The organism is Salinarimonas rosea DSM 21201, assembly GCF_000429045.1.
Classification (GTDB): domain Bacteria; phylum Pseudomonadota; class Alphaproteobacteria; order Rhizobiales; family Beijerinckiaceae; genus Salinarimonas; species Salinarimonas rosea.
In genome coordinates this window covers 59,811-73,293 of the sequence record NZ_AUBC01000007.1, presented here as the reverse complement: position 1 = coordinate 73,293, position 13,483 = coordinate 59,811, and the positions used below count along the sequence as shown (strand labels likewise).

The window sequence follows — 13,483 nt, the reverse complement described above, 5'->3', positions numbered from 1 at the left end:
CGAGGCGCATGAGGACGACGAGGCGGGTGCTTCTGGGGCTCGCGGCCGGCGTGATCGCCGCGGCAGGGCTCCTCGGGACGCCGGCGGCGCGGGCGCAGGGCGGTGGGACGAGCGACGAACAGACGATCGACGTCGTGGCCACGACAGGCATGATCGCGGACGCGGCGCGGGCCGTCGGCGGCGATCGCATCGCGGTCCGCGCGCTGATGGGTCCGGGCGTCGACCCGCACGCCTATCGCCAGACCCGCACGGACATCCTCGCGCTCGCCAACGCCGACCTCGTGCTGTGGAACGGCCTCTACCTCGAGGCCCAGATGGAGGACTTCCTCCTCGATCTCGCCGAGACGACGACCGTCGTCGCGGTGGCGGAGGCGCTGCCGGAGGACCGGCTCGTCGCCCACGACGACTACGAGGGCCGCTTCGACCCGCACGTCTGGATGGACCCGCGCCTGTGGTCGGGCGTCGTCGAGGCGGTGCGCGACGCGATGATCGCCGTCGCGCCGCAGCACGAGGCCGCCTTCGCGGCGAATGCCGAGGCCCATCTCGCCGAGATCGCCCGCCTCGCGGACTACGCGGACGACGTCCTCGGCTCGGTTCCCGAGGGCGGCCGCGTGCTGCTCTCAGCCCACGACGCCTTCAACTACTTCGGTCGCGCCTACGGCTACGAGGTCGTCGGCATCCAGGGCATCTCGACGGAGAGCGAGGCGGGCCTCGCGCGGATCGAGGAGCTCGTCGACATGCTCGTCTCGCGCGGCATCGGCGCGGTCTTCGTCGAGAGCTCGGTCTCGGATCGCAACATCCGCGCCCTGATCGAGGGCGCGGCCGCCCGCGGGCACGAGGTGGTCGTCGGCGGCGAGCTGTTCTCCGACGCCATGGGCGAGCCGGGGAGCTGGGAGGGCACGTATATCGGGATGATCGACCACAACGCCACGACCATCGCCCGCGCCCTCGGCGGTGCGGCGCCGGAGCGCGGCATGGACGGCCGCCTCGCGGCCGGGATGTGAAGGACGCCATGACGATGCCCAGCGCCGAGGTTCGTCTCGCAGCCGAGGACGGCCGGGCCATGCGCCCGGCCGCGCCCGTCGACAGTCCCTTCGCGGTGCAGGAGACGACCGTGTCCTACGGGGGCAAGCCGGTCGTCTTCAACGTCGACTTCGTGGCGCCGCCGAACAGCATGGTCGCGATCGTGGGGCCGAACGGGGCGGGAAAGTCGAGCCTGCTCAAGGCCGCGCTCGGCATCGTGCCGTCCGTCTCCGGCCGCGTCACGGTCTTCGGCGAGCCGCTGGCGAAGGCGCGCCGACGCATCGCCTACGTGCCCCAGCGCGCCAGCGTGGACTGGGACTTCCCCACGCGGGTGATCGACGTCGTGCTGATGGGGATGTACCGCGAGCTCGGCCTCCTCAAGCTCGTGCGCCGAGCCCATCGCGAGCACGCGACGGCCTGCCTCGCGCGGGTAGGCATGGCGGATTTCGCCGATCGCCAGATCGGCCAGCTCTCCGGCGGCCAGCAGCAGCGCGTCTTCCTCGCCCGCGCGCTGGCGCAGGGCGCCGACCTCTACCTCCTCGACGAGCCCTTCGCCGGCGTCGACGCGGCCACCGAGAAAGCGATCATCGACGTGCTCAAGAGCCTGAAGGCCGAGCGCAAGACCGTCATCGCCGTCCACCACGACCTCGCCACCGTGGCCGACTATTTCGACCACGTGCTGCTCGTCAACGTCCGCAAGATCGCCGACGGGCCGGTGGCCACCACCTTCACCGGCGAGAACCTGCAGGCGACGTACGGCGGGCGCCTCGCGACCGCGCACATCGACCAGCTGAAGCTCGCGAGCGCCTGAGATGGACACGGGCTTCTGGCAGGCCTTCCTCGCGGCGCTGGCCCTCCAGGCGGGCTACAATTCCGCCCTCGTCGCGGTCGGCGCGGGGCTCCTCGGCGCCGCCGCCGGCGCGGGCGGGACGTTCCTCTTCCTGCGCAAGCGCGCGCTCGTGTCCGACGCCGTCGCCCATGCGACCCTGCCGGGGATCGGCATCGCCTTCATCCTGATGGTGATGCTCGGCGGCGAGGGGCGCAGCCTGCCCGGGCTGCTGCTCGGCTCGGCCGTGTCGGCGACGGTGGGGCTCTTCCTCGTCGAGTGGATCGCCCGGCGCACGCGGCTCCCCGAGGATGCGGCGATCGGGGCGGTGCTCTCCGTGTTCTTCGGCTTCGGCATCGTGCTGCTCACCGTGATCCAGACCATGTCGAGCGGTCGCCAGGCGGGGCTCGAGAGCTTCCTCCTCGGCTCGACCGCCGGCATGCTCTATGCCGATGCGGTCACCATCGCCGTCGGCGGCGCGCTGTGCGTCGGGGTCGTCCTGCTGCTGCGGCGGCCGATGACGATCGTCTCCTTCGATCCCGACTGGGCGGCGGCCTCGGGCGTGAGCGTGCGCGGCGTCGACCTCGCGATCATGGGGCTCGTGATGGCGGTGACGGTGATCGGGCTCAAGATCGTCGGGCTCATCCTCGTCGTCGCGCTGCTCATCATCCCGCCGGTGACGGCGCGGTTCTGGACGGAGCGGACCGAGCGGGTCGTCTGGATCGCGGGCGCGCTCGGCGGCGCCGCCGGCTATCTCGGCGCGGCGCTCTCGGCGTCGGCGCCCGACCTGCCGACGGGGCCGCTCATCGTGCTCGTCTCCTTCGGGCTGTTCATGCTCTCCCTCCTCCTCGCGCCGGTGCGCGGCGTCGCGGCGGCGCTGTGGCGGCATCGCCGCTTCCAGCACGACGTCCACCGCCGCCAGGGCCTGCTCGCGCTGGCGCGCCGCGAGGCGATCTTCGACCGGCTGACGCTCAAGGTCCTCCGGCGCGAGGGGCTGATCCGCCCCGACGGCGTCGAGACGCCGGACGGCGCGGCGCAGGCGGCGAAGGTGCTGCGCGACGAGAAGCGCTGGGACGTCGCGCGCCGGGTCTACCGGGACGAGACCATCGCCGGGCGCTACGACGGGCTCACCTCGATCGAGGCGGTGCTCACCCGCGACGAGATCGCCGAGCTCGATCGCAGGCTCGGGCCGCCGGTTTCCGTCGGGCCGCGAATCGCGGGAGCCGTGCCGTGAACGCCTTCGTCCAGCTCGACCTCACGCCGCTCCTCATCGGCGTCCTCGCGGCGATCGCCTGCGCGCTGCCGGGCAACTTCCTCCTCCTGCGCCGCCAGGCGCTGATCGGCGACGCGATCTCGCACGTGGTGCTGCCGGGCATCGTCGTCGCCTTCCTGGTCACGGGGACGATCACGACCTGGCCGATGATGCTCGGCGCCGGCGGCGCCGCGATCGTCGCCGTCGTGCTGATCGAGGCGGTGCGGCGGCTCGGGCGCATCGAGCCGGGCGCCGCGATGGGCGTCGTCTTCACGGCGATGTTCGCGGCGGGCGTGCTGCTCCTGGAGCAGACGGACACGTCGGGCGTCCACATCGACGTCGAGCACGCGCTCTACGGCAGCCTGGAGAGCCTGATCTGGCTCTCCGCCGACGGCTGGGGCTCGCTGCTCGACCCCGTGGCGCTCGCGGGCCTGCCGCCGGAGCTGCCGCGCATGGCGGCCGCGGCGGCGCTGATCGCGCTGCTCACGGGGGTGTTCTGGCGCCCCCTGAAGCTCTCGACCTTCGACGAGGGCTTCGCGGCGACGCTGGGGCTCCCCGTCGCGGCGATCTCGCTCGGCCTCGTCGTCGCCGCGGCGGTGGCGGCGGTCGCGGCCTTCGACGCGGTGGGCTCGATCATCGTCATCGCCATGTTCATCTGCCCGCCGGCGGCGGCGCGGCTGATGACGAACCGGCTCGAGCGCCAGGTCGCCTGGAGCGTCGCCTTCGCCACGCTCTCCGCCGTCCTCGGCTACGTGCTGGCGGGCTGGGGCCCGCTCTGGCTCGGCGGCACGCACGCGGTGAGCGCGGCCGGCATGATCGCCACCGTGTCGGGGGTGATCCTCGCGCTCGCCTGCCTGCTCGGCCCGCACCGGGCGCGGGTGGGCGCGGCGCGGGAGGCGTGACGGAGCGTCAGGCGGGTGACGTGTCGGGCGCGCCGGGTGGCCGCACATCGCACGGCTCCACCGCCCGCACCGAGGCGCGGAGGCCTCGTCTCCGGGGAGGACGCGGCCCGAGGATGCGGCCCCCTCCCCGCGTCGGACCGTAGCACCCCCTCCCAGCCGCCGGGCGCGTTCTCCATCTACAGGGCATCGACGTGGTGTTCATGCCCGCGCCACGGGCCGGCGCCCGCGCGAAAGCCGCCGTTTCGGGACCGTTCTCGGCATCCGTGCGACCCCTCGGGGCCTTGCCACCCGCCGGGGCGTGGGCTAAGCGTCGCCCGGCGCAGCGCCGTCCAGAGTCCGCCTCTTCCAGGGCGGAGCCGTCGGCGTTGCGGGCCACGTGAGAAGGGAGCGTCATGACCGCGCTTTTGGCCGACTACCTGCCGCTCGTCATCTTCATGGGCGTGGCGCTCTTCATCGGCGCCATCCTGCTCGCCGCACCCTTCGTCGTGGCCTACAAGAGCCCGGATTCCGAGAAGCTCTCGGCCTACGAGTGCGGGTTCAACGCCTTCGACGACTCGCGCATGAAGTTCGACGTCCGCTTCTACCTGGTGGCCATCCTGTTCATCATCTTCGACCTCGAGGTCGCCTTCCTGTTCCCCTGGGCGGTGACCTTCGGCGGCATCGGCTGGTTCGGCTTCTGGTCGATGATGATCTTCCTCGGCGTGCTCACCGTCGGCTTCGTCTACGAGTGGAAGAAGGGAGCCCTGGAATGGGACTGATCGATCCCGGCAAGACGCGTCCCGACGCGCCCCGGACGGAGGACACGTTCGGCCTGCAGCACGGCGCGCCGCGCGGCGAGGACCCGTTCTTCGCCGACGTCTCGGCCGAGCTCGCCGACAAGGGCTTTCTCGTCACCTCGGTCGACGACCTGATCACCTGGGCGCGCACCGGCTCGCTGATGTGGATGACGTTCGGGCTCGCCTGCTGCGCCGTCGAGATGATGCAGATGTCGATGCCGCGCTACGACGCGGAGCGGTTCGGCTTCGCCCCGCGCGCCTCGCCGCGCCAGTCGGACGTGATCATCGTCGCCGGCACGCTGACCAACAAGATGGCCCCCGCCTTCCGCAAGGTCTACGACCAGATGCCGGAGCCGCGCTACGTCATCTCGATGGGCTCGTGCGCCAATGGCGGCGGCTACTATCACTACTCGTACTCGGTGGTGCGCGGCTGCGATCGCATCGTGCCGGTCGACGTCTACGTGCCGGGCTGCCCGCCGACGGCCGAGGCGCTGCTCTACGGCGTGCTGCTCCTGCAGAAGAAGATCCGCCGCACCGGCACGATCGAGCGCTGAGGAGGGCTCGCGAGGGATCATGGCCATCCAGCCCCACATCGACACCGACGCGCTGCTGGCGCTCGGCAACCACGTCCGGGACGCGCTGCCGACGGCGGTGACCGGCGTCGCGGTGGCCGCCCACGGCGACCTCGCGCTCGAGGTCGAGGCCGCGGCGATCCGCGACGTCGTCGCCTTCCTGCGCGACGACCCGCGCTGCCGCTTCGTGTCGTTCATCGACATCTGCGGCGTCGACTACCCCGAGCGCGCGCAGCGCTTCGACGTCGTCTACCACTTCCTGTCGCCCGAGCACAACACGCGCGTGCGTGTGAAGGTCCGCACCGACGAGCGCACGCCGGTGCCGTCCATCATCGACGACTTCCCGGCGGCGAACTGGTTCGAGCGCGAGGCCTACGACCTCTACGGCATCCTGTTCTCCGGCCATCCGGACCTGCGCCGGCTCCTGACCGACTACGGCTTCGAGGGCCATCCGCTGCGCAAGGACTTCCCGCTCACCGGCTTCGTCGAGGTGCGCTACGACGAGGCGCAGGGGCGAGTGATTTACGAGCCGGTGAAGCTCACCCAGGAGTTCCGCAACTTCGACTTCCTGTCGCCCTGGGAAGGGACGGACTACGTCCTGCCCGGCGACGAGAAGGCGAAAGGCTGATCGAGGAGAGCGCCATGGGCGAGCACGACATCCGCAACTTCTCGATCAACTTCGGCCCGCAGCATCCGGCCGCGCACGGCGTGCTGCGCCTCGTGCTCGAGCTCGACGGCGAGGTCGTGGAGCGCGTCGACCCGCACGTGGGCCTGCTCCACCGCGGCACCGAGAAGCTGCTCGAGTACAAGACCTACCTCCAGGGCACGCCCTATTTCGACCGGCTCGACTACGTCGCGCCGATGAACCAGGAGCACGCCTTCTGCCTCGCCGCCGAGCGCCTGCTCGGGATCACCGTGCCACGCCGCGCGCAGCTCATCCGCGTGCTCTACTGCGAGATCGGCCGCATCCTCTCGCACCTCCTCAACATCACCACGCAGGCGATGGACGTGGGCGCGCTCACCCCGCCGCTGTGGGGCTTCGAGGAGCGCGAGCGGCTGATGGTGTTCTACGAGCGCGCGTCCGGCGCGCGGCTGCACGCCAACTACTTCCGCTTCGGCGGTGTCCACCAGGACCTGCCGGAGGACCTGATCGACGACATCGAGGCCTGGTGCGACCCGTTCCTGAAGACGGTCGACGACCTCGACGCGCTCGTCATGGGCAACCGCATCTTCAAGCAGCGCAACGTCGACATCGCCGTCGTGTCGCTGGAGGATTGCTGGAAGTGGGGCTTCTCCGGCGTGATGGTGCGCGGCTCCGGCGCACCGTGGGACCTGCGCAAGGCGCAGCCCTACGAGTGCTACGACGAGATGGAGTTCGACGTCCCCGTGGGGAAGAACGGCGACAACTACGATCGCCAGCTCATCCGCATGGAGGAGATGCGCCAGTCGGTGCGCATCATGCGCCAGTGCATCGCCAAGCTCCGCAAGCCGGACGGCAAGGGTCCGATCGCGACCAAGGACGGCAAGGTCGCGCCGCCCAAGCGGGGCGAGATGAAGCGCTCGATGGAGGCGCTCATCCACCACTTCAAGCTCTACACCGAGGGCTTCCACGTCCCCGAGGGCGAGATCTACGCGGCGGTCGAGGCGCCCAAGGGCGAGTTCGGCGTCTATCTCGTCTCGGACGGCGGCAACAAGCCCTACCGGGTGAAGATCCGCGCGCCGGGATTCGCCCATCTCCAGGCGATGGATTTCCTGTGCCGCGGGCACATGCTGGCCGACGTGTCGGCCATCCTGGGGTCGATCGACATCGTCTTCGGCGAGGTCGATCGCTGATCTGAAGCCGGCGCGGGGGAGACCGTCCTCCGCGCGGGCACGAGGAACGCGCGCGGCGCGCACGAGCCGGCCGCGCCAGAGCGAGTAGAGGCAGATGGCCGTTCGCAGGCTCGCACCCGACGCGGTGCAACCGAAATCCTTCGCGTTCACGCCCCAGACCGAGGCGTGGCTCGTCGAGCAGGTGCGCAAGTACCCGGTGGGCCGGCAGGCCTCCGCGGTGATCCCGCTCCTGTGGCGCGTGCAGAAGGATTGCGGGAACTGGCTGCCGCAGAAGGCCATCGAGGCCGTCGCGGAGCGGCTCGCCATGCCCTATATCCGCGTGTTCGAGGTCGCGACCTTCTACACGATGTTCAACCTCGAGCCGGTCGGCAAGTTCTACATCCAGATGTGCGGGACGACGCCCTGCCAGCTGCGCGGCTCGGACGCCGTGAAGAAGGTGCTCGAGCGCCGCATCGGCGCGCCGCAGCACGTCACGGACGACGGGCTGTTCTCCTGGCTCGAGGTCGAGTGCCTGGGCGCCTGCTGCAACGCGCCGATGGTGCAGATCAACGACGATTACTACGAGGACCTGACCGAGGAGAATTTCGACAAGCTCCTCGACGACCTCGCCGCCGGGCGCGAGGTCCGCACGGGCTCGCAGCAGGGCCGTACGTCGTCCGAGCCGACGGACAACGTCCAGACCCTGCAGGACCCCGGCCTCTACGACGGCTCGCGCGTCGGCGCCTGGAAGAAGCGCTTCGAGGAGGAGGCCATCCGCAAGGCCGCCGAGGAGAAGGCGAAGGAGGACGAGGCGAAGGCCGAGGCGGCGTCCGCCGCCAAGGAGGCCGCCGTCGAGCCCAAGCCGGGCAAGCCCGATTCCGGCCGCGCCACGGAGAGCCCCGTCGCCGACGCCCCCGCCCAGCGCGCCGCCGCCGGCGAGCGGCCCGTCGACCCGGGCGCGCGGGTGACGGCGTCCGAGGAGGGCTCCCGCAAGACGGTGGACGCCCAGGCCGTCGCCGAGGAGGAGGAGGTCGCCTCCCGCCTCGCCACGCTGCCGAAGGACGCCTCCGCCGAGGACAAGGCGAACGCCGTCGGCGAGCGGCCCGCCGGCCTCGACGCCCCGCGCGGCGGGACGGCCGACGACCTCAAGAAGATCCTCGGCATCGGCCCCGCCAACGAGAAGAAGCTCAACGGGCTCGGCATCTGGCACTTCGACCAGATCGCCGCCTGGGAGCGCCCGCAGATCCGCTGGGTCGGCACCTACCTCGCCTTCCCCGGCCGGATCGACCGGGAGAACTGGGTCGAGCAGGCGCGCGCGCTCGCCGACGGCAACACCCCGTCCTGAGAGGAGACCGGCGCCATGCTTCAGGACAAGGATCGCATCTTCACCAACCTCTACGGCTTCCATTCGCCGGGGCTCGAGGCGGCGCGCAAGCGCGGTGCGTGGGACGAGACCAAGTTCCTCGTCGACCAGGGCCGCGAGTGGATCATCGACGAGATGAAGAAGTCGAACCTGCGCGGCCGCGGCGGCGCGGGCTTCCCGACGGGCCTGAAGTGGTCGTTCATGCCCAAGCAGAGCGACGGGCGCCCGCACTACCTCGTCGTCAACGCCGACGAATCCGAGCCCGGCACCTGCAAGGACCGGGAGATCATGCGGCACGACCCGCATCTCCTGATCGAGGGGTGCCTGCTCGCCTGCGTCGCCATGGGCGCGCACGCGGCCTACATCTACATCCGCGGCGAGTACATCGCCGAGCGCGAGGCGCTCCAGCGCGCGATCGACGAGGCCTACGAGGCCAACCTGATCGGCAAGGACAACGTCCACGGCTGGCCGTTCGACTGCTACCTCGCCCACGGGGCGGGCGCCTACATCTGCGGCGAGGAGACGGCGCTGCTCGAGAGCCTCGAGGGCAAGAAGGGCATGCCGCGCCTGAAGCCGCCCTTCCCGGCCAACATGGGCCTGTGGGGCTGCCCGACGACGGTGAACAACGTCGAATCCATCGCTGTGGCGGGCACGATCCTGCGCCGAGGCGGCGCCTGGTTCGCCGGGCTCGGCCGGCCGAACAACCACGGCACCAAGCTGTTCTGCGTGTCCGGCCACGTCGACAAGCCGTGCAACGTCGAGGAGGAGATGGGCATCCCCTTCCGGGAGCTCATCGACAAGCACTGCGGCGGCATCCGCGGCGGCTGGGACAACCTGAAGTGCGTCATCCCCGGCGGCTCCTCGGTGCCGCTGGTCCCGGGCGCCGAGATCGCCGACGCGCCCATGGACTTCGACACGCTGCGCGGGCTCGGATCCGGCCTCGGCACCGCGGCGGTGATCGTGATGGACCAGTCCACCGACATCATCCGGGCGATCGCGCGGATCTCGTACTTCTACAAGCACGAGTCCTGCGGCCAGTGCACGCCCTGCCGCGAGGGCACCGGCTGGATGTGGCGCGTGGTCTCGCGCATGGCGGAGGGCCGCGCCCAGAAGCGCGAGATCGACATGCTGCTCGAGGTGACGAAGCAGGTCGAGGGCCACACGATCTGCGCGCTCGGCGACGCGGCCGCCTGGCCGATCCAGGGCCTGATCCGGCATTATCGCCACGAGATCGAGCAGCGCATCGACGAGTACGCCGCCAACCCGCACGGTGATCCCGTGCGCGTCGCGGCGGAGTGAGGACAGGATGATGAGCGAGCCCGAAAACCTCGTGCTGGTCTACCTCCGGCGCATCGATGAAAAGGTCGACCGTATCGCGGAGGACGTGCGTGATCTCAAGGTCCGCATGACCGACGTCGAGGAGGGGCTCGCCAAGACCAACGTCGCGATCGCTGGAATCAACCGCCGCCTCGATCGCGTCGAGGACCGGCTGGATCGGATCGAGCGCAGGCTCGATCTCGTCGAACAGCCGCACTGAGAGACCGTCATGCCGAAGATCATCGTCGACGACATCGAGGTCGACGTCCCCGCCGAGTACACGCTGCTCCAGGCCTGCGAGGCCGCGGGGGCCGAGATCCCGCGCTTCTGCTTCCACGAGCGGCTGTCCATCGCCGGCAATTGCCGCATGTGCCTGGTCGAGCTCAAGGGCGCGCCCAAGCCCGTGGCGTCCTGCGCCTGGGGCGTGAAGGACTGCCGGCCCGGCCCCAACGGCGAGCCGCCGACGGTCTACACCAAGTCGGCGAGCACCAAGAAGGCGCGCGAGGGGGTGATGGAGTTCCTCCTCATCAACCACCCGCTGGATTGCCCGATCTGCGACCAGGGCGGCGAGTGCGACCTGCAGGACCAGGCGATGGCCTACGGGGTCGATTCGACGCGCTTCCACGAGAACAAGCGCGCGGTCGAGGACAAGTACATCGGCCCGCTCGTCAAGACGTGGATGAACCGCTGCATCCACTGCACCCGCTGCGTGCGCTTCGCCACCGAGGTGGCCGGCGTGCCGGATCTCGGCGCCATCGGGCGCGGCGAGGACATGGAGATCACCACCTATCTCGAGAAGGCGATGGGCTCGGAGCTCCAGTCCTGCGTGGCGGATCTCTGCCCCGTCGGCGCGCTGACCTCGAAGCCCTACGCCTACAACGCCCGGCCCTGGGAGCTGACCAAGACCGAATCGATCGACGTCATGGACGCGGTCGGGTCCGCGATCCGCGTCGACACCCGCGGGCGTGAGGTGATGCGCATCCTGCCGCGGGTCAACGAGGCGATCAACGAGGAGTGGATCACCGACAAGACCCGCCACATCGTCGACGGCCTGCGCCGCCAGCGGCTCGATCGCCCCTACGTGCGCGGCGCCGACGGCCGGCTGAAGCCCGCCTCGTGGAGCGAGGCCTTCGCGGCGATCGCCGGCGCGGTGAAGGGCAAGGACCCGAGCCGCATCGGCGCCGTCGCCGGCGACCTCTGCGCCGTCGAGGACATGTGGGCCCTGAAGGGCCTGATGCAGGGCCTCGGCTCGGCGAATCTCGACTGCCGCCAGGACGGCGCGGCGCTCGATCCGGCGCTCGGGCGCGCGGGCTACGTCTTCAACCCGACGATCCAGGGCATCGAGGAGGCGGACGCGATCCTGATCGTGGGTGCGAACCCGCGCATCGAGGCCTCGCTGGTCAACGTGCGCATCCGCAAGCGCTGGCGCCAGGGCCCGGTCGCCATCGGGCTGATCGGCGAGGCGGCGAACCTCACCTACGACCACGCCTATCTCGGCGCCGGCCCGCAGACGCTGCAGGACCTCGTCGACTGCAGGCACGCCTTCGCCGAGACGCTGAAGGCGGCCGAGCGCCCGATCGTCATCGTCGGCCAGGGCGCGCTCGCGCGGCCGGACGGCGCGGCGGTGCTGTCGCTCGCGGCGAAGGCGGCGCAGACCTTCGGCGCGATCGCGGACGGCTGGAACGGCTTCGCCGTGCTCCACACGGCGGCGGCGCGCGTCGGCGGCCTCGACATCGGCTTCGTGCCGGGGGAGGGCGGCAAGACGGCGGCCGAGATGTGCGCCCCCGGCGCGATGGACGTCGTCTGGCTGCTGGGTGCCGACGAGATCGAGGTCGCCCCGGGTGCCTTCGTCGTCTATCAGGGCACGCACGGCGACCGCGGCGCGCATCGCGCCGACGTGATCCTGCCGGGCGCGGCCTACACGGAGAAGAACGGGCTCTACGTCAACACCGAGGGGCGCCCGCAATTCGGCTACCGCGCCGCCTTCCCGCCGGGCGACGCCCGTGAGGACTGGGCCATCCTGCGTGCGGTCTCGGACGTCCTCGGTGCGCGCCTGCCGTTCGACACGCTGGCGCAGCTGCGCCAGGGGCTGTTCGCGGCGCATCCGCATCTGGCCGAGGACGAGCGGATCACGCCCGCCGACCCGGCGGCGATCGGCGCGCTCGCGGCCCGCGGCGGGGAGATCGGGAACGCGGCGTTCACGAGCCCGATCGCGGACTTCTACCTGACGAACCCGATCGCCCGCGCATCGGCGATCATGGCGGAATGCTCGGCGCTCGCCCAAGGCGCCCGGCAGGAAGCGGCCGAGTGAGGACGGGACGGATACGATGACCTTCTGGGAAGCCTCCCTCGACGTCGCGCTCATCGCGCTGGCCAGCCTCACGCTGATGTCGGTGCTGATGATCTACATCGCCTACATCCTCTACGCCGACCGCAAGATCTGGGCGGCGGTGCAGCTGCGCCGCGGGCCGAACGTGGTCGGGCCGTGGGGGCTCCTGCAGAGCTTCGCGGACCTGCTCAAGTTCGTGCTGAAGGAGCCGGTGATCCCGGCCTCGGCGAACAAGGGCCTGTTCCTGCTCGCCCCGCTCGTGCTCGTCTTCCTGGCGCTCACCGCCTGGGCGGTGATCCCGGTCGACGCGGGCTGGGTGATCGCGGACCTCAACGTCGGCATCCTGTTCGTCTTCGCCGTGTCCTCGCTGCAGGTCTACGGCGTGATCATGGCGGGCTGGGCCTCGAACTCGAAATACGCCTTCCTCGGCGCCCTGCGCTCGGCGGCGCAGATGATCTCCTACGAGGTCTCGATCGGCTTCGTGATCATCACGGTGCTGCTCTGCGTCGGCTCGCTGAACCTGACCGCGATCGTCGAATCGCAGAACTCGGAATGGGGCATCTTCGGCTGGTATTGGCTGTGGCTGTTCCCGATGTTCGTGATCTTCCTGATCTCGGCGCTGGCGGAGACGAACCGCCCGCCCTTCGACCTGCCGGAGGCGGAATCGGAGCTCGTGGCCGGGTTCATGGTGGAGTACTCCTCCACCCCCTACCTGCTGTTCATGCTGGGCGAGTACGTGGCCATCATGACCATGTGCGCCTTGATGACGATCATGTTCTTCGGCGGCTGGCTGCCGCCGTTCCCGATCGCGCCCTTCACCTGGGTGCCGGGGATCGTCTGGTTCGTCCTCAAGATGTCGCTCGTCTTCTTCATCTTCGCGATGGTGAAGGCGTTCGTGCCGCGCTACCGCTACGACCAGCTGATGCGGCTGGGCTGGAAGGTGTTCCTGCCCCTGTCGCTGGCGGCCGTGGTGATCGTGGCTTTCGTGCTCAAGCTCACCGGGCTCGCCCCCGGGGTCGGGGCCTGAGGACGATGGACTGGCTCTCACCCGCCGGCCTGATCGGGGCCTTCATCGGCCTCGTCATCGGCTGGGTGGACTACAGGATCGTCGCCGGCGTGGTGGAAGGCCGGCTGCGCCGTCTCGACGACAGCGAGACGGCGGCGGACAAGGCGGATTTCGAGCGGCGCATCAAGCTGTTGCGCGTGCTGCTCCTCGCCGCGACCGTGGTGGCCTTCCCCATCGTCGGCTATTTCGCCGGGCGCGCGCTCGGCGGCTGAGACGCGAGACGTACGAGAACCTTCCGGAGGAGG

The 13,483-nt window shown here is 70.5% G+C and carries 14 protein-coding genes; all 14 read left to right on the top strand.

Features of this window, described 5'->3' with window-relative positions; all coding sequences use genetic code 11:
* Nucleotides 1-8: 8 nt before the first annotated feature.
* The 14 genes from G407_RS0106880 (at nucleotide 9) to G407_RS0106815 (ending at nucleotide 13,450) form a co-directional block, all read left to right on the top strand.
* Nucleotides 9-1,004 carry a metal ABC transporter solute-binding protein, Zn/Mn family gene (locus G407_RS0106880; protein ID WP_029030221.1) on the top strand — a complete coding sequence of 332 codons (996 nt, stop codon included), beginning with the start codon at nucleotides 9-11 and terminating at the stop codon, nucleotides 1,002-1,004.
* 8 nt (nucleotides 1,005-1,012) lie between these two features.
* Nucleotides 1,013-1,834: a metal ABC transporter ATP-binding protein gene (locus G407_RS0106875; protein WP_029030220.1), complete on the top strand. Its 822-nt coding sequence runs from the start codon at nucleotides 1,013-1,015 to the stop codon at nucleotides 1,832-1,834.
* Nucleotide 1,835: 1 nt separating this feature from the next.
* Entirely contained in the window at nucleotides 1,836-3,083 is a 1,248-nt protein-coding gene (locus tag G407_RS0106870) for a metal ABC transporter permease (protein WP_029030219.1), read from the top strand.
* Nucleotides 3,080-4,003 (top strand): metal ABC transporter permease, encoded by a 924-nt coding sequence (locus G407_RS0106865; protein WP_029030218.1) that lies wholly within the window; start codon nucleotides 3,080-3,082, stop codon nucleotides 4,001-4,003. Before G407_RS0106870 ends, G407_RS0106865 begins: the two co-directional genes overlap by 4 nt.
* Before the next feature lie 392 nt (nucleotides 4,004-4,395).
* The gene (locus tag G407_RS0106860) at nucleotides 4,396-4,761 is read left to right on the top strand and encodes an NADH-quinone oxidoreductase subunit A (protein ID WP_029030217.1); all 366 of its coding nucleotides are present in this window, start codon (nucleotides 4,396-4,398) and stop codon (nucleotides 4,759-4,761) included.
* Entirely contained in the window at nucleotides 4,752-5,333 is a 582-nt protein-coding gene (locus tag G407_RS0106855; RefSeq protein WP_029030216.1) for a NuoB/complex I 20 kDa subunit family protein, read from the top strand. Before G407_RS0106860 ends, G407_RS0106855 begins: the two co-directional genes overlap by 10 nt.
* Nucleotides 5,334-5,352: 19 nt before the next feature.
* Nucleotides 5,353-5,979, top strand: coding sequence for an NADH-quinone oxidoreductase subunit C (locus G407_RS0106850; protein WP_043539148.1), 627 nt, complete (start codon nucleotides 5,353-5,355; stop codon nucleotides 5,977-5,979).
* A gap of 14 nt (nucleotides 5,980-5,993) precedes the next feature.
* Nucleotides 5,994-7,184 carry an NADH-quinone oxidoreductase subunit D gene (locus G407_RS0106845; protein ID WP_029030214.1) on the top strand — a complete coding sequence of 397 codons (1,191 nt, stop codon included), beginning with the start codon at nucleotides 5,994-5,996 and terminating at the stop codon, nucleotides 7,182-7,184.
* Between the two features lie 94 nt (nucleotides 7,185-7,278).
* Nucleotides 7,279-8,508, top strand: a complete 1,230-nt coding sequence (nuoE, locus tag G407_RS0106840) for an NADH-quinone oxidoreductase subunit NuoE (protein WP_029030213.1) — start codon at nucleotides 7,279-7,281, stop codon at nucleotides 8,506-8,508.
* A gap of 15 nt (nucleotides 8,509-8,523) precedes the next feature.
* On the top strand, nucleotides 8,524-9,825 hold the full coding sequence (gene nuoF / locus G407_RS0106835; RefSeq protein ID WP_029030212.1) for an NADH-quinone oxidoreductase subunit NuoF: 1,302 nt from the start codon (nucleotides 8,524-8,526) through the stop codon (nucleotides 9,823-9,825).
* Nucleotides 9,826-9,835: 10 nt separating this feature from the next.
* Entirely contained in the window at nucleotides 9,836-10,063 is a 228-nt protein-coding gene (locus G407_RS0106830; RefSeq protein ID WP_342418131.1) for a hypothetical protein, read from the top strand.
* Nucleotides 10,064-10,072: 9 nt separating this feature from the next.
* Nucleotides 10,073-12,154 (top strand): NADH-quinone oxidoreductase subunit NuoG, encoded by a 2,082-nt coding sequence (nuoG, locus tag G407_RS0106825; protein ID WP_029030210.1) that lies wholly within the window; start codon nucleotides 10,073-10,075, stop codon nucleotides 12,152-12,154.
* A 16-nt stretch (nucleotides 12,155-12,170) separates the two neighbouring features.
* Entirely contained in the window at nucleotides 12,171-13,199 is a 1,029-nt protein-coding gene (nuoH, locus tag G407_RS0106820) for an NADH-quinone oxidoreductase subunit NuoH (RefSeq protein WP_029030209.1), read from the top strand.
* A 5-nt stretch (nucleotides 13,200-13,204) separates the two neighbouring features.
* On the top strand, nucleotides 13,205-13,450 hold the full coding sequence (locus G407_RS0106815) for a hypothetical protein (protein WP_029030208.1): 246 nt from the start codon (nucleotides 13,205-13,207) through the stop codon (nucleotides 13,448-13,450).
* The last annotated feature ends 33 nt before the right edge of the window (nucleotides 13,451-13,483 follow it).

Excerpts from the sequence above, each read along its gene's own strand:
- G407_RS0106860 (WP_029030217.1), top strand. The coding sequence starts at position 4,396 with ATGACCGCGCTTTTGGCCGACTACCTGCCGCTCGTCATCTTCATGGGC.
- nuoG (WP_029030210.1), top strand. The coding sequence starts at position 10,073 with ATGCCGAAGATCATCGTCGACGACATCGAGGTCGACGTCCCCGCCGAG.
- G407_RS0106880 (WP_029030221.1), top strand. The coding sequence starts at position 9 with ATGAGGACGACGAGGCGGGTGCTTCTGGGGCTCGCGGCCGGCGTGATC.
- nuoF (WP_029030212.1), top strand. The coding sequence starts at position 8,524 with ATGCTTCAGGACAAGGATCGCATCTTCACCAACCTCTACGGCTTCCAT.
- G407_RS0106870 (WP_029030219.1), top strand. The coding sequence starts at position 1,836 with ATGGACACGGGCTTCTGGCAGGCCTTCCTCGCGGCGCTGGCCCTCCAG.
- G407_RS0106845 (WP_029030214.1), top strand. The coding sequence starts at position 5,994 with ATGGGCGAGCACGACATCCGCAACTTCTCGATCAACTTCGGCCCGCAG.
- nuoH (WP_029030209.1), top strand. The coding sequence starts at position 12,171 with ATGACCTTCTGGGAAGCCTCCCTCGACGTCGCGCTCATCGCGCTGGCC.
- G407_RS0106855 (WP_029030216.1), top strand. The coding sequence starts at position 4,752 with ATGGGACTGATCGATCCCGGCAAGACGCGTCCCGACGCGCCCCGGACG.
- G407_RS0106875 (WP_029030220.1), top strand. The coding sequence starts at position 1,013 with ATGACGATGCCCAGCGCCGAGGTTCGTCTCGCAGCCGAGGACGGCCGG.
- G407_RS0106850 (WP_043539148.1), top strand. The coding sequence starts at position 5,353 with ATGGCCATCCAGCCCCACATCGACACCGACGCGCTGCTGGCGCTCGGC.
- nuoE (WP_029030213.1), top strand. The coding sequence starts at position 7,279 with ATGGCCGTTCGCAGGCTCGCACCCGACGCGGTGCAACCGAAATCCTTC.
- G407_RS0106830 (WP_342418131.1), top strand. The coding sequence starts at position 9,836 with ATGAGCGAGCCCGAAAACCTCGTGCTGGTCTACCTCCGGCGCATCGAT.
- G407_RS0106815 (WP_029030208.1), top strand. The coding sequence starts at position 13,205 with ATGGACTGGCTCTCACCCGCCGGCCTGATCGGGGCCTTCATCGGCCTC.